Origin of the sequence: Lactococcus lactis (genome assembly GCF_029023865.1) — a bacterium.
GTDB lineage: Bacteria > Bacillota > Bacilli > Lactobacillales > Streptococcaceae > Lactococcus > Lactococcus lactis.
On sequence record NZ_CP118969.1, the window covers coordinates 1677758 to 1702770 of the forward strand.

20 protein-coding genes are annotated in these 25013 nt (G+C 35.3%); 1 reads left to right on the forward strand and 19 read right to left on the reverse strand.

All coding sequences use genetic code 11. The features are described 5' to 3' along the window. Positions 1–150 precede the first annotated feature (150 nt). The 19 genes from PYW37_RS08370 to PYW37_RS08460 all read right to left on the reverse strand — a co-directional run bounded on the left by PYW37_RS08370 (position 151) and on the right by PYW37_RS08460 (position 22704). Positions 151–813, reverse strand: a complete 663-nt coding sequence (locus tag PYW37_RS08370; protein WP_023189842.1) for an ABC transporter ATP-binding protein — start codon at positions 811–813, stop codon at positions 151–153. A gap of 104 nt (positions 814–917) precedes the next feature. Continuing rightward, complete coding sequence (locus PYW37_RS08375; protein ID WP_025016678.1) at positions 918–2438, reverse strand: ABC transporter permease; 1521 nt, start codon at positions 2436–2438, stop codon at positions 918–920. Positions 2439–2570: 132 nt separating this feature from the next. Beyond that, complete coding sequence (locus PYW37_RS08380) at positions 2571–2849, reverse strand: hypothetical protein (RefSeq protein ID WP_015426168.1); 279 nt, start codon at positions 2847–2849, stop codon at positions 2571–2573. A gap of 198 nt (positions 2850–3047) precedes the next feature. Then, complete coding sequence (gene mraY, locus PYW37_RS08385) at positions 3048–4037, reverse strand: phospho-N-acetylmuramoyl-pentapeptide-transferase (protein ID WP_010905599.1); 990 nt, start codon at positions 4035–4037, stop codon at positions 3048–3050. 64 nt (positions 4038–4101) lie between these two features. Further along, positions 4102–6393, reverse strand: coding sequence for a penicillin-binding protein (locus PYW37_RS08390; protein ID WP_025016679.1), 2292 nt, complete (start codon positions 6391–6393; stop codon positions 4102–4104). Next, a complete protein-coding gene (gene ftsL2 / locus PYW37_RS08395; RefSeq protein WP_003131357.1) occupies positions 6390–6770 on the reverse strand; it encodes a cell division protein FtsL in 381 nt (126 codons plus the stop codon). The genes PYW37_RS08390 and ftsL2 overlap by 4 nt, the downstream gene beginning before the upstream one ends. Before the next feature lie 157 nt (positions 6771–6927). Further along, positions 6928–7881, reverse strand: coding sequence for a 16S rRNA (cytosine(1402)-N(4))-methyltransferase RsmH (rsmH, locus tag PYW37_RS08400; RefSeq protein WP_010905597.1), 954 nt, complete (start codon positions 7879–7881; stop codon positions 6928–6930). A 219-nt stretch (positions 7882–8100) separates the two neighbouring features. Beyond that, complete coding sequence (locus tag PYW37_RS08405; protein WP_025016680.1) at positions 8101–9039, reverse strand: DUF805 domain-containing protein; 939 nt, start codon at positions 9037–9039, stop codon at positions 8101–8103. Positions 9040–9062: 23 nt separating this feature from the next. Further along, positions 9063–9584 carry a DUF805 domain-containing protein gene (locus tag PYW37_RS08410; RefSeq protein ID WP_003131354.1) on the reverse strand — a complete coding sequence of 174 codons (522 nt, stop codon included), beginning with the start codon at positions 9582–9584 and terminating at the stop codon, positions 9063–9065. Positions 9585–9681: 97 nt separating this feature from the next. Continuing rightward, positions 9682–10248 (reverse strand): TMEM175 family protein, encoded by a 567-nt coding sequence (locus tag PYW37_RS08415; protein WP_025016681.1) that lies wholly within the window; start codon positions 10246–10248, stop codon positions 9682–9684. Positions 10249–10972: 724 nt separating this feature from the next. Next, entirely contained in the window at positions 10973–12640 is a 1668-nt protein-coding gene (gene recN, locus PYW37_RS08420) for a DNA repair protein RecN (RefSeq protein WP_023189847.1), read from the reverse strand. A 147-nt stretch (positions 12641–12787) separates the two neighbouring features. Then, a complete protein-coding gene (locus tag PYW37_RS08425) occupies positions 12788–13234 on the reverse strand; it encodes an arginine repressor (protein ID WP_023189848.1) in 447 nt (148 codons plus the stop codon). Then, complete coding sequence (locus PYW37_RS08430) at positions 13231–14037, reverse strand: TlyA family RNA methyltransferase (protein WP_015426159.1); 807 nt, start codon at positions 14035–14037, stop codon at positions 13231–13233. The genes PYW37_RS08425 and PYW37_RS08430 overlap by 4 nt, the downstream gene beginning before the upstream one ends. A gap of 78 nt (positions 14038–14115) precedes the next feature. Next, complete coding sequence (locus PYW37_RS08435) at positions 14116–14973, reverse strand: polyprenyl synthetase family protein (protein ID WP_023189850.1); 858 nt, start codon at positions 14971–14973, stop codon at positions 14116–14118. 81 nt (positions 14974–15054) lie between these two features. Next, the gene (locus tag PYW37_RS08440) at positions 15055–16212 is read right to left on the reverse strand and encodes a glycerate kinase family protein (RefSeq protein WP_023189851.1); all 1158 of its coding nucleotides are present in this window, start codon (positions 16210–16212) and stop codon (positions 15055–15057) included. A gap of 145 nt (positions 16213–16357) precedes the next feature. Further along, complete coding sequence (locus tag PYW37_RS08445) at positions 16358–16597, reverse strand: exodeoxyribonuclease VII small subunit (protein WP_003131346.1); 240 nt, start codon at positions 16595–16597, stop codon at positions 16358–16360. Next, positions 16597–17850: an exodeoxyribonuclease VII large subunit gene (xseA, locus tag PYW37_RS08450; RefSeq protein WP_023189852.1), complete on the reverse strand. Its 1254-nt coding sequence runs from the start codon at positions 17848–17850 to the stop codon at positions 16597–16599. The genes PYW37_RS08445 and xseA overlap by 1 nt, the downstream gene beginning before the upstream one ends. 165 nt (positions 17851–18015) lie before the next feature. Further along, entirely contained in the window at positions 18016–18870 is an 855-nt protein-coding gene (locus PYW37_RS08455) for a bifunctional methylenetetrahydrofolate dehydrogenase/methenyltetrahydrofolate cyclohydrolase (protein ID WP_023189853.1), read from the reverse strand. A gap of 159 nt (positions 18871–19029) precedes the next feature. Next, positions 19030–22704 carry a KxYKxGKxW signal peptide domain-containing protein gene (locus PYW37_RS08460; protein WP_044009632.1) on the reverse strand — a complete coding sequence of 1225 codons (3675 nt, stop codon included), beginning with the start codon at positions 22702–22704 and terminating at the stop codon, positions 19030–19032. Between the two features lie 201 nt (positions 22705–22905). Here PYW37_RS08460 and PYW37_RS08465 point away from each other — a divergent pair, with 201 nt between their 5' ends. Then, positions 22906–25002, forward strand: coding sequence for a heavy metal translocating P-type ATPase (locus tag PYW37_RS08465; RefSeq protein WP_025016715.1), 2097 nt, complete (start codon positions 22906–22908; stop codon positions 25000–25002). Positions 25003–25013: the final 11 nt, after the last annotated feature.

Consider the following 25013-nt stretch of genomic DNA (forward strand, 5'->3'; position numbering starts at 1 on the left):
CTCCTAGAAGCTATTTTAACATAATTTTGTAATTATTCTTAGTGCCATAAGTATTATTGAGCAACTCTAGTTTAATTGTCCATAAACCTTGAGTTTATCTGTTTTGGCTGGATAAAAAACCATTACAATTATTGTAATGGTTTTTATATTCTATGCTGTCTTTTCAAATTTACGATGTTTAAGGGTAAATACAACATCTGATGCTTTGGCAACTTCATTTTCGTGAGTAACCAGAATCACAATTTTATTATCTTTATTAGCAATTTCTTTAAAGAGTTCAACAATTTGGGCTGTTGTTTCTTCATCGAGATTCCCTGTGGGTTCGTCAGCAATAATTATCTCATGATTTAAAACTAATGCTCTAGCGATGGCCACTCTTTGTTGCTGACCACCTGAAAGTTTACTGACAGGTTTATAAATTAGGTCTGTGCTCAATCCTACTTTATTCAACGCTTCTTCTATTGCTGCTTTTTCATTTTCAAATTTTACTGACGAGATTTTTACGGCTGTTTTGACGTTGTCATAAGCACTCATGTAGGTCAGTAAGTTATAAGCTTGAAAAACGGTACTTACTGTTTTTTTGCGATAATTTGTTAAATTACTTGATTTAATTGCTTTATTATCAAAAGACATACTTCCAGATTTTGGTGTATCAAGTCCGGCAAGCAGGGAAAGAAAAGTAGTTTTTCCTGAGCCGGATTGTCCTAGAATGGCATACATCGTGCCTTTTTCAAAACTTTCTGTGACATCTTTAAATAGATAGTCATCGGGGTTGCTATAATAATAAGTTAAATTTTCAACTTTTAGAGTCATCTTTGCTCCTCTCATTTTAAAAATTTACTGACAGAATCTGGTGATTAATTTTTGATAAAAAATGAAGGCTGTCAGTAAATTATTAGACTGGTTCTTCTTAGAAATCAATTTGTTAAAACTTGTTTAGGATTCAATCTGAGAATTCCAATACTTGCTAGACCGACAGCGATTAGTGTAATCAAAATCGCAATAGCAACAAGAAGTAAAATTTCACTGACAGAAGTTTTAATATTCAATTTTTCAAGTGCTTTTGCTTCAGAAGCTGATTGTCCAAAGCCAATTGCTCCACCTGCACGCCCCATAAATCCGCCAGCATTTCCTGATGGTCTTTGACCTTCGGTTTTGCCTCCATTTGCTCCTGGAGCTCCTTGCATGTTGCTTGTGCTTGCCGTTGTCTGCGTTGTTTCTTGTTTTAAAAGTTGTTGTCCAACGACATTTCCTACTACATTTCCAGCAGCTGATGCAATACCAACCGAAACAATCATAACCATGAAGAGTTCAAAGAAAAATTGACCAATAATTTTGAGTTTTGATTCTCCAAGACTCATCAGAACACCAATTTCAAAACGACGTTCGCGAACCATGAGCATCACGATAAGCGCTAAGATAATTGCTCCAGCAATTGCTACAATGAGTACAATATTTCTAGCAAAACTTGCAACATTATTCAATGATGATTTTACATTTTGATAAGCTTGGTCATTTTTAGAAACTTGGAAATTACTGTCATTAACTAATTTATTAGCAGCTTTTACAAAAGTATCTGCTTGTGCAGGATTTTCCATGCTGTAAGTTGCATTTGATACTTTGCCAGTCGTACCTTTGATAGAATTTGCTACAGAAAGTGCAGTATACATTGTATTCATGTATTGAATTGAGCTTTCTGTCGAGCTACTTGTTGTTGTATAGATACCAACAACAGTCATTTTATATGTTTTGTCATTACTATCTTTGATTGTGAAAGTTGAACTCACTTTTAATGAGTTTTGGCTAGCAAGGGTTGATTCAATGACAACATTGTTCGTCCCCTCATCTGAAGCCTTAATTGCGCGTCCAGAACTAATCTTATAAGAATCTGTGAAGCTTGTACTTGCTGCTAAATCATTTGTCCCACTGATTGTGAAATCCTCTTGGGAAGCTCCGCCCATTCCTCCTTCACGTCCACCAAATCCACCAGCTGCTTGCGTATCTGTTGATGAACTTGAAGAACTACTACTTGTTGAAACTTTTTCGATACCAGAACTTGCTGATGCTTGAGCCTGATAAGTGAAACTTGCTGATTTTACACCATCAAGTTTGGCAATTTTTTCAGCAGTTGTTTCTGAAATCGTTGGTAAATCAATATTAAACCGTTTACCTGCTTCAGCAGTATCACTTGAACTGCTACTACTTGAACTTGATGTTGCACTATTTTGTGCTTCTTTGATAACATTTTGCATGTTAACAGAGAGTGATACGGTTGCTCCAGCTGATTTTTTAGCATTATCAATAGAAACATTAGCTGCACTATTAATAATTAATCCTGAAAGTACAAAAATTAAAATTGCTGAAAAGGCAACAATTAAAAGTATTGTCCGTCCAATTTTGGCTTTAGTGAAAAGCCATGCACGTCTTATAAAATCCATATTTTCCTCATTTCTTAGTCTTCTTCTGATAGACTCTTTTTTGTAAGTCGATTTTAAGCACGTCAGTCAATTTATTAAAAATAAAGACGGAAAGAATGATTGGCTCAACGTCCTTAAAAACCACTTGGTCCTTTATGCTGATGCAGTTCCACTTTCGTCACTACTTTCTTGTGTCGTTCCTGAATTACCTGACTGACTGTTAGAACCACCCGTAGTCGCACCGCTATTAGTGTCTGGACTACGTCCATTTTGTCCAAAGCGATTTTGCATTTGTTCTTGAAAATTATTTTGCTGCGATTGATTACTTTGACCCTTACCAATGAAAAAGCCACCTACTCCACCAACAATTAATGTTAGTAATGAAACAAAAATAATTTCTTTCCCCTTTAAAAGTTTAAGAACATTTTTCATTTTGGAATCCTTTCTTTTCTTGATAAATTGATTATAATTGTTAAAACTTAATTTCAACCCAAGTAAAACTTAAGCTTTTCTAAAAGCTAAATAATATTTTCTTGAGTATTCTGTCAGTAAAATATTAACTTTAAAAAATAAAAAAAGTCGCTCACAAGAGCGACTTTTCACTGACCATTCTGTCAGTAAATTTATTAATTAAAAAGCAAAGTAAATACAAAGCGCAATTACTGACAGCACTGCTGTAAATAACCAGAAGACAATGTCAATTTTCCATTCTGACCAACCAGCTGCTTTTCCAGAAAATCCACCCAGTTCAAAATGATGATGAATAGGAGTCATTCTAAAAATACGTTTACCACCTGTTTTCTTGAAATAAGCAACTTGTAGCATCACTGAAAGTGTTTCAATGACATAAACCGCACCAATTAAAAGCAAAGTCCATTCGGCATGAAGTAAGATTGAAACAATTGCAAGAAAACCACCCAAAGCCAAGGAACCAACATCACCCATGAAAATTTTTGCTGGTTTGTGATTGAAGACAAAGAATCCAAGCAAACCACCAATGACTGACAAGATAATCAACAAAACATCGTACTGTTGATGTGCTACTGCGATAACTGCATAAGCTGTCAGTGAAATCGCAACAGTGATTGAAGCAAGACCGTCGATTCCGTCAGTAAGATTGACCGCATTTGACCAACCCACAAGCCAAATAATAATGAAAATTGAAAAGAAAATCCCAATATTAAATTCCCAACTTAAAAGATGAATAATATGAGATTTTTCCCCATGACTGTAAATGAAATAGGAAACAATCCCAATTAAAATTTGAGCCAACATTTTTTGTTTGGCAGTCAAACCTTCATTAATTTGTTTGAATACTTTCAAAAAATCATCTAAGAAGCCAATGACAGCATACATGGCAAAGACCCACCACGCAGTAATGAAAGCTGGACTAAATTTGCCAAAAACCAAAGCGGCAATTAATGAAACTACTAAACTCACAACAACGAAGACAAAACCGCCCATTGTAGGAGTCCCAGCTTTACTAGCATGCTGTTTTACATCTTCAAGGGTTGGTTGCCCACCCAATTTTTTCTTGTGGAAGAACATAATGAAGCGAGGAATACCAATGATTGTTATAATCATTGTAATTACCGCCGCCACTATCCCATTCAATAACATTTTCTTCTCCTAATTTTTGAAGATCCACATAGACTAGTGTCTGTGGAGCCTCAATTAATAATTTTTAATTTCCCATTTTAACAGTTAGAGTTTGACCTTTTTTAACATTGGTAGAAGTTTCGATACTTTGAGTCAAGACTTTATTTCCTGACCCTTCATAAGTTACTTTAATTCCAAACCAATTAGCCAATTGCTCAACTTCTTTTTTCGACCAATCATACATAACAGGCATCACCTGATCTTTATCATTCGTCAAAAGTAAAATTCGTGAATTTGCTGAAACTTTTTCACCTTCAGCAATCGATTGAGCAGTTACTTTTGCCCCTGTCCCGATAATAACCGGACTAAGGACAGTACGGCGTAAGCTATCAGCAGTATCTCCTGAATCTTTGCCTTTATAATTCTCAATGGTCACTTTGCCAGCTTTAGTATCAGTATCAGCACTAACTGATAAATCATTTTTCATTGCTTCAGCACTTGTTAACAATGGATTTGCCACTCGAGCAATATATTTAAGCGTCCAACTTTCTGTAGGAATTTTTACATTCATATAGAAAATAAAATCAGGATTCTTAGCAGGATACATCACAACAGCAGAGTAAAGGTAATCTTGAGAACCTGTCATATAACCACCCGTTGTTGAGGCAATTTGGGCCGTCCCCGTTTTAACCGCAGCCGGTTCACCATTGACCATAAATAAAGGACCAGCAGCAAGATTTTGCTCAGAATCGCCACTTGTTGAATAAGATGTTCCATAAACAGGGTCAGTATTTACTGTTAACATCAAATCACGCACACCACTTGCTGCATCATTAGAGACCGGATGTCCAACAACTTCTGCTTTAGAAGTCAAACTTGTTTTTGTATTCGGATCTACTACTTTGCTGACAATATGTGGCTCAAGCATTGTTCCATTTCCAGCAATAGCCGTCCAACCTCTAATCAATTGAAGTGGAGTAACCGCAACCCCTTGACCAAATGAAGATTGAATTTGCGAAACGGCATTTGATGAAGGAAGGGCTCCCGGATTTTCACCATCTAAACCGGCTCTTACTTTAAGACCAAATTTAAATTTATTAAGATAACTTCCCCATAAAGCATCTCCCATGTTCATTTCAATTTTACTCATCCCAATATTTGAAGATAAAGCAAAACCTTGAGCATAGGTTACTGTTTCTGGCAAAGTATAACTTTTATTTTCTGTTACATCCCAGTCATTAATCGTTGTATCATAAACTTGAAGTTTCCGTTGGTAAGTTTCATTAAGATTTACTTTTCCACTATCAAGCGCTCCAGCCATCAAGAAAGTTTTAAATGTTGAACCCGGTTCAAAGGCTGATTGTGAGAGTAAACTGTTCCAAGTGAAATACTTTTGTTTCTCAGCAGCATTGATCGTTGTTGCCGTATAGGTTGGACGTTGACTTGTTGCTAAAATCTCACCGGTATGAGCATCAACTAAAGTTCCTGAAAGTTGTTGTGCTCCAGTATCCGTAGCCGCTTTGTCCATATATCCTTCAAGATTTCTTTGAAGTTGTGCATCAAGTGTAGTATAAACGTCTTGACCATTTTTAACAGGTTCAATGACTTTAGTTGTTCCTGGAATTGGGCGACCATAGATATCTTTTTGATAAGTTTCTTTACCATTTTCACCACTCAAAACATTATTGAAGGCTTTTTCCAAGCCCATATCACCCTTGAGAGCTTGAGTACCATTTTCATCTTTAGGACGAGCAATACCAATAAATTGAGAAGCAAAATTTCCAAAAGGATAAGAACGAGAAATATTTGCCGTGAAACCAAGTCCAACAATTTTTTCATTCTCAGCCGCTTTTTGAATCTCTTTCATTTTTTCAAGAGAGATATCACTACCTTTAGGGCCAAATTGAACTTGTTTCAATTTAGAATTGAGCTGCTTTTTAATTAAATCGCGGTCAATTCCAAGTTTACTATTTAAGAAATCTTCAACTTTGGTAAAATCTTTCTTATCAATATAAAGAGGATTTCCATTTGAATCAACCTGTGTTTTATCAATTACAGCATAAATTGTATAGGTACTTGAGTCCACCGCAATGGCCGCACCTGTACGGTCATATATTGTTCCACGCTTCGCCTGAACCGTTACTGTGCTTTGATAGTTGCTCTTGGCCATCGTTGTAAGATTGGTTCCACCGACATGATTGACGGTAATTAGCCAGACAAAACGAAATATAAAAACCGTAAACAGCGCAATAGCTAGGAAAAACAGGCTCTTACCTACTCGTTTACGATTTCTTTCTGTACTCCAATTCGTTTTTCGGGCATTTCGTGATACTTTTCTAAAAGGAAAGAAAATTAGTTTTTTTAAAAATTTTATCATTTCGTTGCTTTCAATACATTAGAAGGATTTTGTTTTAAATCAGCTTTATTCGCCGTATCAAGCACTTTAGTACCTGATGTTAAATCTAAAATTTGTTGATCATACTCAGTTTTTCGGGTTGTTTCTTGAGAAATTTTTGAACGTAAGTCCATTGTATTCCCTTGAACTTCAAGTGTCTTAGTTTTAACATAAAGTAGACCAACAGCCAACACTAAAGCAGCAACTACCATTGTCAGATAGAATACCTTTTCAACACCAGAAAACTTTTTAAACTTACTTGCCAGAACTTCTGGCGCTAAAGTTTCCGTATCAATGAGATAACTATCTTTTTTCGCCGCAGTTTCTATATCGAAGTATTCTTTAGGCTGTGCTGCCATCTTTGCCTCCACTCGTTTATCTTACTAAAGAAATTCAACTTACTCTCTTCACTATTGAAAAGAGAAAAGCTGAATATTGTTATTTCATTTATATAAGACATCCAAAAACAATCCTCAAGTGGGAAAACCCTCTTTATTAGACCAACTTGTTATTTGATTAATCTCTTTGTTTTTGCGCTACTCTTAATTTTGCACTGTGAGCTCGATTATTAAATTCGAGTTCTTCTTCGCTTGCAAGAACTGGTTTGCGATTAATCAATTTTAGTTTAGCTTCCATATCTTTAGGAAGCATCGGTAATCCCTTGGGAACATTAACTGTACTATATTCTTTGAAAATTGTTTTTGTTAAACGATCTTCTAAAGAATGGAAAGTAATTACCGAGATTCGACCATCAACTTTTAATAAATCAATGGCTTGTTCGATTGATTCTTCCGCTGCTCCAAGTTCATCATTTACTTCAATACGAATCGCTTGGAAAATGCGTTTGGCTGGATGCCCTTTTTTCTTGAGTTCTTTTTGAGGCAATGCAGATTTTATTAAATCTGCAAGCTCAATTGTTGTCTCAATAGGTTTAATTTTTCTTGCTTGTTCAATCTTACGAGCAATTTGTTTAGAGAATTTATCTTCGCCGTAGCGGAAAAAAATGCGAACTAATGCTTCGTAAGGATAATCATTTACAACTTCATAAGCAGAAAGAGTTTGATTTTGGTCCATCCGCATGTCTAATCTTGCCTCTTTTTTATAAGAGAAACCTCGTTGACTATCATCGAATTGTGGGCTGGAAACTCCTAAATCATAAAGAATTCCATCAATTTTCGTGACTCCTAATTCAGCTAAAGCTGATTTAAGATAGCGAAAATTACTTTTAATCAATGTTACTTTATCTTCTGCAAGTTGCTCACTTAAGCGTACTTTTGCGTTTTCATGAGCAGTTTCATCCTGGTCAAATGAATAAAGATGACCATTAGTCAGTTTACTAAGAAGATACTCACTATGTCCTGCGCCACCTAGTGTCGCATCAACATAAATTCCATTTGGCTTTACTTCAAGCATATCTACGGTTTCATGTAGTAAGACTGTATCATGCTTAAATGCTATTGTTTTTGGCAAGAGCGCCGTCCTACTTGTATACTTACAGTTTATTATATCACTTTTTTTCTATTTTTGTAGTAGTTTACATGATTATGTAAAGATTTTTTTAATAAAAAGGCTTACATGAACTGCATTTGCATCTATTACTGGCTTCTTTGATGTCAATTCAATTTACAAGTTGTGTAAACATGACTTTTTATATTTTAACAATTAATACTAAAAATAGACTGAAATTAATCAGTCTATTTTTTCAAATAAAGAATTTTTTTTATTCGTTTTTAATTCTCCTGTCGCCATTACTTCTACAAGAATTAAACTCAATACTGCAATCATTACTAGTAAAAATAAGAGATATTGAACTAATTGATAGTGACCGGTTGTATATGTTATTTTTAATGTCTTCGTGAACATTTGATAGAAAATTAATATTCCACTTGTTCCACCTAACAAAAGTGATAATCCTAAATTACTCAAACCAGCATCTCTTAAGCGTCTTACATGAATCGTAAGTTGTGGGAAAAATGTTCCTAAGATAAATAGGAAAAAGAATAAACGCAAGACCATACTACCAATAAAATTATAGCCAAACATTATTTGTTCAAATTGATTGAAAAGATAGATTAAAAACAGAAAAAGAATAACGGTCAGCCCCCAAAACAGTTGTATCCACCAAAAATTTCTTCTTGTCGTTCTTCCGCGAAATTCAAAGTAATTTTTAAAATAGTCCTTGAATATACCTGATAATGTCTTTGTCTCTGGTAAATTATTAAATTCTTGAGAAGAATTAATCTCATATTCCTTGAATTTTAAAGCTCTAGGCGAACTTGGAAATAGGTTAAGTATCAAGAGCACAAGAGTTCCTAAACCAAGGATAAAATTAAGAAAAATAAGTCCCCAAGGTAAATCTGCATCATTCAATCTCCGAACAGTTAGAGCAATGAAGGACAATAAACTTCCAAAGAAATATAGATTAAATATTAATTGAAAGAATGAAGCAAAAGTTTGCCATAAAGTCGTTAATTGATAAAAATCTAGTAGATTAAAGAAATGATAAGCTTTAAACAAGATGACAAATATTATGATATGAGTTAATAAGGCTGACCAAAAATCTTTACGACTAGTTTTTTTATTGAAAGTGAAAGCTCCCAGCCAAAATTTTTTATAAGCTTGAACCATATTTTACCTCTCTATTTTTTTAATTATTCATAAGTTCTTGAATCATCTTCTTCGTCAATGCCATATTTGGTTGGAAAAAGGCAAAGAATATAAATAATGAAATTGATAAATCCAACAAAATAACCCATTTTTGCTAGAAGATCTTGATGAATAAACATTGTAACCAGCCCATAAATTGCAGCTACTCCAAAAACAAGAGCAATCCACCAAGGAAACCTAGCATCACGTAAACGACGAGCTGTCAAACTGATATTAGGAACAAGAATAGCTAGACCAATGAGAGCTGTAACAATAACTATTACTAATGCTCCACCCGTGGGGTTGGCATATAAGTCTGTCACCTGTTGAATAATTTCTTTTTGTGATAAAGTTGCAGATTGGCTCATTATTTTCCCAGCTTTAGGGATTGTCACCATAAAGTTTAAAATGCTGAGAATCGCAAATATGATTGAATTAGTCAAGAAAACCCACCAATAATCCGAACGATTTGAATAAGATTTTAAATCTCCTGCTTTTTTCCAATATTTGATGTATGCTTTAATCATTGTTATTCCTCTTTACTTATAATATTATTTACTGACAGAAGGTCAGTTATTTATTCCAAACTTTTTTATTAAGTAAACTCATATTTTTATTAAAAGATTATTTAAACATTTTTTCAATATTTTTATCTGGAATCACCCACATTGAAAAAATTAAGGCTGAACCAACAAGCATGATTACTGGAGCTATAAAATAACCTAATAAAATGCTGACAATATTGAGCACAACACTTAGGATATTTTTTCTAATCGTTGTCTCAGACGTTTTACGATGTCCATTGATTTTCAATAATTCTCTTGTCAAAAGTAGATAAATAAAATTCCCGAAGAAAAAGATAATCACATAGCCTACTTCTGGGATAAATGAATTAGGATAGATTGATACCCAGTTAGAAAAAATAGGAATAAGTGATAAGACAAAAAGAAAACTAATATTTATCCATAGAACTTTTCCAATAATTCTTTTGATGCTTTGAAAAAGATGATGGTGATTGACCCAGTAAATAGCCAGTATAAAAAAACTTACAAAATAGACACCCAGATGCGGAAGTAAAGCAATAAAACTTTGCAAGCTATCTGAATCTGGACGGACCAATTCTAAAACTAAGACAGTCATGATAATTGCGATGACAGCATCCGTAAATGCTTCTAAACGTGTTTTACTCATTTTTAACTCCTAAATTATAAAATACGACTTCAGTTTTTAAATTACAAACCTCTCCTTTCAGTACTATGGTTGATATCTCATTATAACATATTGAGTTTAATTCATAAAAGAACTTTAACAGAAGTTCTTAATGGTAAAAAATCTAATTTTACTTCATAATATCTCCTTTGGAGATAAAAAGCCCCAATAAATTGAGGCTTCAAATTTATAATAAAAACGCCCTTATCTTATATAGGAGAAGGCGTTTTTATCTATGGCTCTCTGACTTGGAAGTTGGCACATAGTATATAAAGATATTTTAGTCTTTTTCAAAAGGCTTGTCAGTAACATTTGCTAACAAATCAAAGAAATTTATCTATAATTAGTTTTTTTAATTTATTTTTTTATCTTTTGATTTCTAAGAATTTGGATCAGCATTTCGCATAACATACAGATTATTCCCGCACAGGCACCAACAATACCTACGAACAAGAAAAAATAATTTTGATTATAATGCCCATAAATTGAAAAAAACAAACAGACCAAAATGATTAAAACCCAAATTTTATTTACTTTCACATATACTCCAATATTTTTAATAGTGTAACTACAATTTAATTTTAACATTTATTATTTTCGGTTTATACACATTTGTGGTTGCAATTTTACACTAATTACGATTTTGTCATTTAAAAGATAAAAAGCCCTGATTAAAAATCAAGACTTTTTCTTAATAATATTCGATTTATTTGCTCAATAAACGTTTAGCCTGAGCTAAGGCTTCTTTAGTTAAATCTTCACCAGCAAGCATTTTCGCAATTTCATTTACTCTTTCTTCAGCGTTTAATTTTCTAACTGTGGAAGTAGTAATGTCATCGGTTGAAGCTTTTTCAATATAAAATTGTCTATCGGCAATGGCCACAACTTGTGGAAGGTGAGAAATTGCAAGAACTTGCCCATGTCTAGCAATTTTATATATTTTATTAGCAATCGCTTGAGCAACACGACCAGAAACACCAGTATCGACCTCATCAAAAACAATGGCTGTTTTATTTTCACGTCTTGAAAAGCTTGATTTTATAGCGAGCATTAAACGTGAAAGTTCACCACCCGAAGCTGTTTTTGCCAGCGGTTTAAATCCTTCTCCCGGATTGGTTTGAATAAAAAATTCAACATGCTCATTCCCGTTTGCCGAAAACTTTGCCCCTTCAAAACTAACTTTGAAATCAGCTTTTTCCATATAAAGCTCAGAAAGTTCGTGTTTAATATCTTTTTCAACTTCTTTGGCAATTTTATGGCGCGCTTCATTAAGTTTTTTACTTGCTTCAATGAGTTGAACTTGTGCAACTTTAACTGAATTTTCTAGATTTTCTGAGTCATTTTCCGAACCCGTCAGTTCTGAGAGTTCAAGTTGGACTTTCTCTAAATAGTTCATCACATCGGACAGTTCTGGGCCATATTTTTTCTTCAAAGTGGTCAAGGTCATAATCCGGTCTTCAATTTGTAAAAGCTCAGCTGGATTAAATTCTAAATCACTCATGATTCTTTGAATTTGATTAGCAACTTCTTCTAATACATAATAACTTTCAGCTGTCTTGTCAGCAAGTTCTTGATAGTCATTATCAAAGTTACTAATTTTATCCAATTCTGTCATTGTTGTTCGGATATTATTAAGACTTGAATAATCATTATCTTCATCATCAAGCGCTAGATAAGCACTACTAAGCGAATCAGCAATATTTTTAATATTATTTAACTTTTCTCGGCGATTAACTAATTGTTCATCTTCTTCAAGATTAATTTCCGCCGCTTCAATTTCTTCAGCCTGAAATTGAAGAATTTCAATTCTTTGAGCAAATTCTTGCTCATTTTTTTGTCGTAAATTGAGCTGTTGACGCAAATTTTTGAAGTTTTCAAATTTGAGTTTGTAATTATTTTTTATCTGATCAAAGGCTTCGTCACCAAATTCATCAAGTAAACGAAGATGGCTTTTCGGATTCATCAATTCTTGGCTATCGTGTTGACCATGAATATCAACTAATAATTCACCCACTTGTCTTAGCGTAGCTAAATTAACCATTTGACCATTGATTCGACAAACGGAACGACCATTAGCAAAAATCTCACGTCTTAAAATAATTTCAGAATCTACTTCTTCAAAGCCAAGTTCTAATAATACCGTCTTCAATTCTGGAGTTTTATCAAAGAAAAAGAGACCTTCTATTTCGGCTTTGTTTGCCCCATGTCGCACAAAATCACTCGAAGCACGGCCACCTAATAATAAAGACATTGCATCAATAATTATTGATTTTCCCGCACCAGTTTCCCCAGTTAAAATCGTCATTCCGCTCTCAAAGGATAGATGAATTTCTTCAATAATTGCAAAATTTTTGATTGAAATCTCTTGTAACATCAAAATTTCCTTTCTCAAAAATAAATGACAAGGCTATCAGTAACCTAATAACCTTATCTTTCCTACTTATATTCTTTTTTTACTGACAGCTATTAATTCGCTCAAAATATTCAGCAGAATTTTGTCACAATATTCTTGTCAGTAAATTTAAAATTCTGTCAGTAAATTATAAAGATTTTTAGCATCTTCTTCTGTTTCAAAAATAACTAAAGCACTATCATCATCAATAATGATTGAAAAAATATCATCGCTATATTCTTCCAAAAGATAATTTTTCACAAGACTTGTTGTCCCTGGATTAGCAAGAATCCAGAGCATATTATCTTTGATTTTTGTTCCCGTAATTGCATCAAAAGCTAAGGCTTTATGAAGGCTTGACTGTAAAACTTCCTTGTTTTTTGGTAAATCATAACGATAACCACCAGATTCAGCTGGCACCTTGATTAGGGCAAGTGATTTAATATCGCGGGAAACGGTCGCTTGAGTAACGTCAATTCCATGAGTTAAGAGGATATTCACAAGTTCTTCTTGCGTTTTAATTTCGTTTTCACGGATAAATTGAGCAATAAAGTTTAATCGGTCTTCTCTTTTCATAGTTCTTCACTTTCTTTTTGTAAAACTGATTCAATATTAACCTGCTGAGCAATTTCTGCTTTTCCATCTTTAAGTAAATGGACAAGAAATTCAACGTTTCCAGCCCCACCCTTGATTGGCGAAAAGGTCAAACCTTTTACTGAAAAACCAAGTTGAGTGGCTGTTTTTAAAACTTTTTCAATAGTCATTTGGTGAACTTTAGGGTCACGAATAATTCCATTTTTTCCGACTTGTTCACGTCCCGCTTCAAACTGCGGTTTAATAAGAGCTGCTACTTCGCCATTTTCTTCCAAAATTTCATAAAGTGGCGGTAGAATTAAATCTAAAGAAATAAAACTAACATCTATACTAGTAAATGACGGTCTTCCTTGTTCAAAGTCAGCTAAAACAGCATTTCGGAAATTAAATTGTTCCATAACGACAACGCGTTCATCTGAACGAATTTTCCAAGCCAATTGATTGGTTCCAACATCTAAAGCATAGACTAATTTGGCACCATTTTGAAGCATTACATCAGTAAAACCACCAGTTGAAGAACCAATATCAAGACAAGTTTTTCCATTAATTTCTAAATGGAATTCTTTAAGAGCCTTTTCTAATTTTAACCCTCCTCGACTAACATATCTTAACTTTTCACCTTTAAGACGAAGTTCTGTTCCATCATCAATTTTCTGACCAGGTTTATCGTAACGCTCTCCTGATTTACTATCAACAACTAGACCAGCCATTACTCCTCTTTTGGCCTGCTCTCGTGTTTCAAACAAACCTTGATTCGTGGCAAGTACGTCAATTCTTTCTTTCATGTAGATCTTTCTTTATAGTAATTATACGTATTTTTCTTAGAAATGTAACTAATAATTTCTTTTTATATTTCTATTTTTTTATTTCACTTCCAATTGCTCAATAATTTTAAAAATTTCAGAGCTGTCAGTAACTGATAAGTCTGTCAGTAATTTTTTAACTTCTGACAAATTTCCTGTCAGTGATTTTTTTGCTCCCTCAAGTCCTAAATGAGCAACATATGTTGATTTTTCCTCTAAAATATCCTTACCTGGTGTTTTTCCAAGCTCAGCAAAAGTTTCTGTGACATCTAAAATATCATCTCGAATTTGAAAAGCCAATCCTAAAATTTGTCCCACTTGACGAAGTTTTTCAACTTCATCCGTTGATTTTTGAGCAACAATTCCAGCAGCTACAAAAGGAAAAGTTAAAAGTCGCCCAGTTTTCAAGCGATGAATCTGCTCAATTTCAGCCAATGTCAACTCTTTTCCTTCACCAGCCATATCCAAGATTTGACCCGCAACCATTCCATAAGAACCTGAAGCAAAGGCCAATTCACGCGTCAACGCTACTATTATTTCTGCGGATAAATCAGCAGTTGAAAGGATAAAGAAAGGGTCAAAAAATAAAGTATCACCAGCTAAAATTGCAGTTGCCTCGTCAAATTTCTTGTGATTAGTTAACTGCCCTCGACGATAATCATCATTATCCATTGCTGGTAAGTCATCATGGATTAAAGAACCCGTATGAATCATCTCAAGTGCGGCTGCCACATGATAATGAGCCTTACTCAATTCTAAATCAAAAGCCTCTAATAGGTTTAAAAAAAGGAGGGGGCGAATTCGTTTACCGCCTGCCAATAAAGAATATTTTGCTGATTCGGCTAAGCCAGTTGGAAATTCAGCGCTTTCATAAAATTCAGTTAAAAAGTCTTCTAACTTTAGTATTTTCGTATCCATTACCCTAATTATACCAAAATTCACGGCTAAAAACCGTGATGATTTGAGGAAATTTTTTTATTTTTTAAATCCACTCCATTTTTATAAGTGAGCCTTTTGCTCATTCATTGCTAATACTCTTGTAATATTTTCACTCGTTCGCTCAACGTTCTTTGCGCCGTCAGCCAAGGCATCTGACAAAGATTGTGCTTGACTCAAAACACCAAAAATAGCGGTCATTCCTTCGTCATAAAGAACCTCTGCTCCATCCCCAATATATCCTGCCAAAGCAAAGCAAGGTTTCTTGTATTTTTTAGCAATTTTACAGACGCCATAAGGTGCTTTACCAAATTTTGTCTGATAATTCATTCCACCTTCACCTGTAAATACATAATCAGTTTCTTTAATTTTATCTTCTAAGTATATTGTTTGTGCAACAAGCTCAATTCCTAATTGCATTTTTGCATTGGTAAAAGCAAGCAAACCTGCTCCCAAACCACCTGCTGCGCCGGATCCCGGTTTATTTTTAACATTTATTCCCAGATCATTATGAACAATTTCTGCATAATGCTTCAAGTTTTCATCCAATATTTTGACCATTTCCTCAGTTGCTCCCTTTTGTGGTCCAAAAACATAAGAAGCGCCATTATTTCCGGTTAAAGGATTGGTGACATCAGTAGCAATTAATATTTCAATTTCATCTACTCTTGGGTCAAAATCACTCATATCAATTGTTCTGACTTCTTTAAGGAAAGCTCCACCAAGTGGAATTTCTTCTTGGTCCTTATTTAAAAACCTAGCTCCCAAAGCACGAGCCATTCCAGAGCCACCATCATTAGTCGCACTTCCACCAATGCCAATGATGATTTTATCTACTCCTTCATCCATTGCAGCCTTAATTAATTGCCCTGTTCCATAGGTTGATGTAATCAATGGATTTCTATCTTCCAAAGCAACCAATTCCAGACCATTTGCCTTTGCCATCTCAATGACCGCCGTATTTGAGTTTCCCAAAATACCAAAATAGGCCTCTACATTTGTATTTGCAAATGAACCTTGTACTTTTTTATATACCCGTCGTCCACCCGTTGCATCAATCAAAGCATCTGTTGTCCCCTCACCACCGTCAGCCATTGGCATAGAAATTATTTCAGCTTTAGGAAAAACTTTTTTAATTCCTTTTTCCATTGCTTGACAAACTTCCAGCGCACTCAAACTTTCTTTGAAAGAATCTGGCGCTAATACAAATTTTTTCTTCATTTAATCTACTCTTTCTATAAAAGACTTGACCATAACTCTATCTACTATTAGTATATAAATAAGATTGATATTAGAATAATAGGCTTTTTTGTCAGTAAAATTTTGTTTAAAATAAAAAACCTTGAAAAATCAAAGGTTTTTTATTTTAATAGTCTTTCTGTTCCGGAGAGAAATCACTCTCCTGATCATTTTTTCCAACTATTTTTACTAATGTTTCTTCCGCTTCATTGAGTGTTTTTTTCAAAGTTTCCGAAATTTTCATTCCTTTTTGAAATTCAGCAATAGCATCTTCCAACGCTACATCACCAGATTCCAACTTACGAACAATATTTTCTAACTCTGCCAAATTATCTTCAAATTTTACATCTTCTTTTTTGGTTGCCATTATTTTACCTCCACTATTACTTTTCCGTCAGTCAATTCAACATCTAAAGTCTGACCTTTTTTCACATCACTTACGGATTTAATAATCTTTCCCTTTTCGTCAGTAACGAGGGAAAAACCACGCGCTTTTATTTTCGAGATATCTAATAAAAGTAAAGACTGATAAAGTTGCTCCGTCTTATTCTTTTTAGCTTCAACTATCTTTCCGTAAGTCGGAATTAATTTCCCAGCTGACAGCTCATAACGGTGTTTCATATTTGCAACTTTATTTTCCGTCAGCACTGACAAACGTTCACACAGACGGTCAAGTTTTTGTAAGTGTCCATCGTACAAGCGTTCTGGCTGTCTAAAAACGATTGACTGGCTTAATTTATCTACTCGTTCACGCCTTATTTTAATTAAATGTGTTAAGCGGTTAAAAAGTCGTTTTTCCTGCTCATTCGCCCAATTTATTAAATCAACCTTCGTATTTGGTGTTGCTAATTCGGCTGCCGCTGTTGGAGTCGCTGCACGACTATCAGCAACAAAATCAGCTAAAGTCACATCTGTTTCATGTCCAACCGATGAAATAATTGGAATACGTGATTCAAAAATTGCTCGAACCACAATTTCTTCATTAAATCCCCATAAATCTTCGATAGACCCACCACCACGACCAATAATCATGACATCAAAATCACCACGTTGATTAGCTCGACGGATATTTCCAGCAATTTCTTCAGCCGAACCTTGTCCTTGAACTTTTGTCGGATAAAGAACGATTTGACTCATCGGAAAACGACGTTGAACCGTCGTAATAATATCCCGAATGACCGCTCCTGACGGGCTAGTTACCACAGCTATTTTCTTAGAAAATTGTGGCAAAGTTTGTTTCCAACGTTGTTCAAATAGCCCTTCAGCAGTCAGCTTTTTCTTCAACTGTTCAAACTTAACCGCAAGAGCTCCAACGCCATCTGGAACTAAACTTTCAATATTTATAGAATAAGAGCCAGAAGGTGGATAAATACTGATTCGACCGACAGCCAAAACTTTCATCCCCTCTTCTAATTCAAAGTCTAATTTGCGAAATTGTCCCGCCCACATCGTAGCTTGAATCACAGCGCCCTCATCTTTAAGTGCAAAATATTGATGATTTGGTCTTCTTCTAAAATTTGAAATTTCTCCTGTCAAATAAACCCGTTCAAGATATGGATCACGGTCAAATTTCGCTTTTAAATATTTTGTTAAGGTTGATACTGATAAATATTCTGTCATTCCCTCACTCTTTAGTTCTCAATTAATCTTTTACTAATCATTCTGTTAGTAAAATTTCTACTGCTAAAATCGAAAAAAAGTAAAAAGTTTATCTTCAAAAAACTTCTAACTTAAAAATAAGTCTTTAGAAATTACTATAAACTTAGTTACTCTTTTATTAATTAACTATTTATTTTCATTCATTTTTCTACTTGCTGCACGAACTGTCTGTTCCATAAGCATTGTAATCGTCATCGGACCAACTCCACCAGGAACGGGAGTAATCAAACTTGCAACATCTTTTACTTCATCAAAATCAACATCGCCATGAAGTTTTCCATCTTCATCACGGTTCATCCCAACATCAATTACAACTGCCCCTTTTTTGACATCCTCAGCTTTAATCATCCGGTCACGGCCAATAGCAACCACCAAAATATCCGCTTCCTTAGTCAATTCGCGCAAGTTTTCTGTTTTTGAATGAGCAATTGTCACAGTAGCATCAGCCATCATTAATAATTGCGCCATTGGTTTTCCGACGATATTTGAACGACCAATCACAACTGCACGTTTACCAGAAAGTTCCACATCATATTCTCGGAACATTTCCATTATACCGGCTGGAGTTGAAGGAATCATCAAAGGATTTCCAGACCACAAACGTCCCATATTCATTGGGTGAAAACCATCCACATCTTTTTCTGGATCAATAGCTAGTAAAACCTTTTCTTCAGAAATATGTTCTGGCAATGGCAATTGTACCAAAATACCATGCCATTGTTCTGACTGGTTATACTGTTCAATTAAATCTAACAGTTCTTGTTCTGACACAGTTTCTGGTAGACGAACCACACTAGAATTTAAACCAATTGCTGTGGCTTGTCGTGCTTTATTTCGGACATAAATTTGACTCGCAGGATCTTCGCCCACAAGAATAACGGCAAGACCTGGAACATTGTCCGCTTCTTTTAATTTATCGACTTTAACTTTCAACTCAGCTTGCATTTTAGCAGCAAGTGCTTTTCCATCTATCAAGTTCATAGAACTATTATACCATAAGCTAACATTCATCCTCTAATCATCATCATTCCTTTTTCTTTCTTTATTTTAAATTGTTCGTAATTTTTAATAAAGGAATAATTCCAAATTAAAAAGAAACTTCTTTCCAAAGAAAAGAAGTCCTTAATTAAAATATACTACTCAAAACCTTTTTTTATATTTAACTTTTCCAATAGTTAACGTTGCCACTAATCCCAATCCCAATTCTGCTAATACTAAACTTAAATCATCATCAGCACCTGTTTTGGGAAGCTCTTCTTTCGTTACAGTTGGTACAAGTTGCAAGCTCATTGCGCTTAATGAACTTGAAAGACTTGGACTACTTGATACCTTAGAAATTAAAGTCGAAACTTTTGCTTCATTTGAAGATAAATTTGAGTGACTCAAGTTATTTAGTTTCACTTTTGAAGTATACGAACTATTTGAAGTTAGACTTGAGCCATTTTTATCATTAGATTGTAAATTTGGATTAGTCAACATACTTGAAGATGTTGTTGAACCACTTGACTCAGATGAAGTCAAACTTGCACTACTTGATTCATTTGAACTCAGACTCGAATGACTTGAATTTTCAGAAGATGAACTTGTAGTACTAGTTTGACCAGTGTTTGAATTTGAATCACTTGTCCCACCAGAACTTGTCATACTACTTTCGCTTGAACTTAAGCTTGAAGCACTTGAACCTTCTGAGCTTGAACTTGAGCTATTTACTCCAGCTGAACTCGATTGACTTGAGTCTACCGAAGATGAACTGCCAATACTACTTTCACTGGAATTTGAACTTGAAGCACTTGAACCTTCTGAGCTTGAACTTGAGCTATTTACCCCAGCTGAACTTGACTGACTCGAGTCTACCGAAGATGAACTGGCAACACTACTTTCAATGGAATTTGAACTTGAAGCACTTGAACCTTCTGAGCTTGAACTTGAGCTATTTACTCCAGCTGAACTTGACTGACTTGAGTCTACCGAAGATGAACTGGCAATACTACTTTCGCTGGAATTTGAACTTGAAGCACTCGAACCTTCTGAGCTTGAACTTGAACTATTTACCCCAGCTGAACTTGACTGACTCGAGTCCACCGAAGATGAACTGGCAACACTACCTTCACTGGAATTTGAACTTGAAGCACTTGAACTCTCTGAGCTTGAACTTGAGCCATTTACTCCAGCTGAACTTGACTGACTCGAGTCTACCGAAGATGAACTGGCAACACTACTTTCACTGGAATTTGAACTTGAAGCACTTGAACCTTCTGCGCTTGAACTTGAGCTATTTACCCCAGCTGAACTTGACTGACTCGAGTCTACCGAAGATGAACTGGCAACACTACTTTCACTGGAATTTGAACTTGAAGCACTTGAACCTTCTGCGCTTGAACTTGAGCTACTTACCCCAGTAGAACTTGACTGACTTGAGCCCACCGAAGATGAACTGGCAATACTACTTTCGCTGGAATTTGAACTTGAAGCACTTGAACCTTCTGCGCTTGAACTTGAGCTACTTACCCCAGTAGAACTTGACTGACTTGAGCCCACAGAAGATGAACTGGCAATACTACTTTCGCTGGAATTTGAACTTGAAGCACTCGAACCCTCTGAGCTTGAACTTGAGCCATTTACTCCAGCTGAACTTGACTGACTTGAGTCTACCGAAGATGAACTAGCAATACTACTTTCACTGGAATTTGAACTCGAAATGCTTGAACCCTCTGAGCTTGAACTTGAGCCATTTACCCCGGCTGAACTCGATTGACTTGAGTCTACCGAGGATGAACTTGTGGCACTACCTTCACTGGAATTTGAACTTGAAGCACTTGAACCCTCTGAGCTTGAGCTTGAACTTGAAGCATTAGAAGTCGAACTTGAAGTATTTGCTTCACTAGAATTAGAACTCGTGTTGCTTGATACATTTGAAGATGAAGTTGAACTACTAGCTGCACTTGATGAAGAACTGGCACTACTGCTTGATTGGCTACTATTAGCACTAGAATTTGGATTAACTGTTGAAGCACCAACACTTGGAGTTAAAGAATTGATAATTGTCGTTATTCCATTAAGTGCATTATTAACGAAATTATTAATATTATTTTGTATTTGACTAATAGTGTTCGAAAGACCATTTTCGATAGCTCCAAGACCTGGTAAATTATTTACAATCCCCGTCGCACTTACAACAATATTATTGATAGCATTTTGCAACTGATCGAGCACTTGGTTAAGAATATTCGAAGCACCAGCAGGAAGCTTACCAAGTGAGTTTAGACTATTTTGGAGCGTGTTCTCAATCGTGGCTAAGGCTGTTGAACCAAGGCTTGCAAGATTACCCAAACTATTATTTACTTGGTCAAGAAGGCTGGAAACTCCCGTTAAATTCGCAACTTCACCCAAAGATGCACCAGTAAGATTATTTAATATTGGGCTTAAAACATTATTAACTGTAGTACCTACAAGAGGAATATTACTAATAGTTGGAGATAATTGACTCCAAGCAATTTGACCTACTCGATTAATCGCTGAATTAACTACTAAACCAGCCAAGTAGTTGACAAGATCATTTCCTTGAAGAGAGACAAGTGTGTCTAAATCAAAATTAACACCACCCAAGGCATTGGAAGTTGTCGTATTAAGTTGATTAACAATCCCACTTGTTACAGTACTTATTGCGCTAAGTACTGGGCTTAGTACTAGACTTGCCCCCGGAATACTTGAAAGTCCTGGAATTGTTGGATTTTCAAGAAAAGTAAGCATAGCAGCAGGGCTCATTGATGGGATAGCATTAAATGACGCCGCAATTTGCCCTCCAACTAATGGAATTTGGCTAACATCTAAACCTGCAGATTTCATTCCATTTAATAGAAAGGCTCCAGGATTAGCAGCTGCTTCCTGGATATTTCCAACAATATTGACGATTTGTTCAACACCATTAAGAGCTGACGCGGCTGTAGTCATTCCTGGAATATTAAAAGTTCCAAGTGTGCTAAAAATATTTTCTAAACCACTAATTCCTACTGTCGAAATTGCTTGATTTACAAGATCTCCGAGTGTTGTGTTAAGAGTAGCTGAACCACTTGTTGTAGCAGGCGCTGTTGTAGCTAGTGCCTGAGTAAGTATTGGTAGTACCATAGACGAATTAGTCGCTAGAATAGCCGTAAAAGAAGCGACAGCAGCACTTGAAGCATTAGTACTACTATTTCCCGCAAGATTCATTTCCGAACTTTGAGAAGTTGATCCAATACCACTATCAATTGCTGAACTTTCACTCAAAATTACTGATGAACTTGTTGAACTTTGAGAGACAGCTGCCGAATCAACGCTGTCTGCAGCATTAGAAGAACTTAATATAGAATTGCTGCCATTATCATTTGATGAGCTTGAATCTGCAAGCGATACGATATTGTTTGTAGGAGTTTGAATAACCGCTGTACTTGTCGTATTTTGACTTTCATTAATTGAATTGCTACTATCTGACACATTTGAAGTTATTCCCTCAGTATCAGTTTCTACTGTGTTAGCCAGTGAATTATTAAAACTTTGGTCACTAGCTTGTTCATAAGCAACTTGATTTTGACTAGCAGCTACATCACTATTTGTCGATGAAGCTAGTGCTGAATAACTTGTTACCTCAGTAATACCACTAATTTGCTGACTACCATCAATTGCTGTGTCCGCTTTTACATTTTGGTCAGTAATCGTTCCTGAAACGATAATTATAGCTAATGCTGAAGTAGCAAATAACCAACTTTTCCCTGATTTCCAAGTTCGAAAATGAGACTTGGAGGTAACAGTAGTCACTTCTGGCCGTATTTTTATCATTTATTCTCTCCTTGCCGATACTTTTTTATTGAGTATCGCTATGAATATATATTATAATATCACATTTAGGTCACAAAAGAAACCTTATGGTTATTGATTTGTAACATTTATAGAATACAACTTTTTTCCTTGACTTTGATAGTTTACAATTGTAAACTATATATAGATAGAAATTTCAAAGCATTCATTTAGGAGGAAAATATGTCAAATAAAACTCATTCGTCTAATCACGATGAAATGATGTCTGAGCATCATCATAATCATGAAATGATGGATATGGAGCACGAAAACCATGAGATGCACAACATGCACAATATGGATAATATGCATGATATGCATGATATGGACAATATGGATATGATGAATCATGGGAGACACATGATGCATATGGGTGATATGAGTAAAAAGCTCAAAGTGGCTATCATTCTTATGATTCCGCTACTACTCATTTCACCAATCGCTGGCTTTACTATCCTTAAATTCCCCGGAAGTGAAATTTTGCAACTTATCCTTGGTACAATTATCTTCTTTTACTCTGGGACTCCTTTTTTTAGCGGAGCAAAAGGTGAATTAAAAAGCCGTAAGCCAGCCATGATGATGCTGATTACAATGGGAATTACCGTTGCCTATGCTTATTCTGTTTACGCCACAATCATGAGTCTTAACGGACATATGGGCATGAACTTCTGGTTTGAACTGGCAACTTTAATTGTCATTATGTTGATTGGTCACCTGATTGAGATGAAAGCAATCATGGGTGCTGGCGATGCATTGAAAGATTTAGCAAGCCTTGTTCCCAAAAAAGCTCACTTAAAAAGTGGGAAGGATGTGGAGCTTTCAGAACTAAAAATTGGCGATTTACTTTTAGTGAAAGAAAATGAGAAAATACCTGCAGATGGCCTTATATTAAGTCAAGCGCTCGTTGATGAGTCAATGATTACTGGTGAAAGCCGAGCAGTCAATAAAAAAACAAATGATCTTGTTTATGGTGGTTCCCTCAATCAAAACCAACCATTTGAGATGAAAGTCACAACCCTTGGAAAAGATTCATTTCTCAATCAAGTGGCCGAATTAGTCAAGAAAGCCCAAGCTCAAAAATCTAATTTGGAAAATATGGCAGATAGAGTGGCTGGTTACCTTTTCTATGCCGCACTTATTGTTGGTATCTTCTCATTAGTTTTTTGGACAATTAGTTCTAACTTTAGTTTTGCTCTACTTCTTGCGGTTTCTGTTTTTGTAATTGCATGTCCACACGCTTTAGGTCTTGCGGTTCCACTTGTTGTTTCTCGCCTAACCAGTATTTCTGCTAAAAATGGTTTATTAATTCAAAACAGAACTTCTCTAGAAAAAATAAATACAATTAAATATGCCTTAATGGATAAAACGGGAACATTAACTGACGGTAAGTTTATTGTTCGTAATGTTATTGATTTTACTGATGAAACAGACATTCTCCAAATCATGGCAGCACTTGAAGGAAGTTCCACTCACCCGATTGCTCAATCAATCGTTGCAGCTGCTAAACCTCTTGAAAATCTAAAAGTTGAAGCGGTTGAAAATATTCCAGGAGTTGGGATTAAAGGGCAAGTTAATCAAAACTTTTATCAAATTGTTAACTATAAATATCTTCGTGAAAATCAACTTTCTTATGATGAACAAAAGATTGCTCAATATTTAGATTTAGGTTTAACTGTATCTTTCCTAATCAATGAACAACAAGATGTTTTAGGATTTATTGCCTTAGGAGATTCTCCTAAAGCAGACGCGAAAGCCTTTATTAATGGTTTATTAGCCCAAGGAATTACCCCTGTTATGCTCACGGGTGATAATAAAGAAACTGCTCAAAAAATTGCTAGTGCACTAAATATTCCCGAATTTAGAGCGGAATTAAAACCTGAAGATAAAGCAGAAATTGTGAAAGAGTACCAAAAGAAAGCCGGCGTGCTTTTCATTGGTGATGGTGTCAATGATTCCCCAGCTCTTGCAACTGCTACGATTGGTTTTGCGATTGGAGCAGGAACTTCGGTTGCTATCAGTACCGCTGATGTCGTCCTAGTTAACTCCAATCCAAGTGACGTCCTGGATATGATTAATATCTCCAAACGCATGCTTAGAAAAATGAAACAAAACCTCTGGTTTGGAGCAGGCTATAACATTATTGCTATTCCTGTTGCAGCGGGTATTCTTTATCCATTTACAGGGATTTATATTGACCCTCTCATTGCAGCAGTCCTGATGTCAATCTCAACCGTGATTGTCTCAATCAACGCGATGGGATTGAGGTATGATAAAAAATAGAAGAGCACATG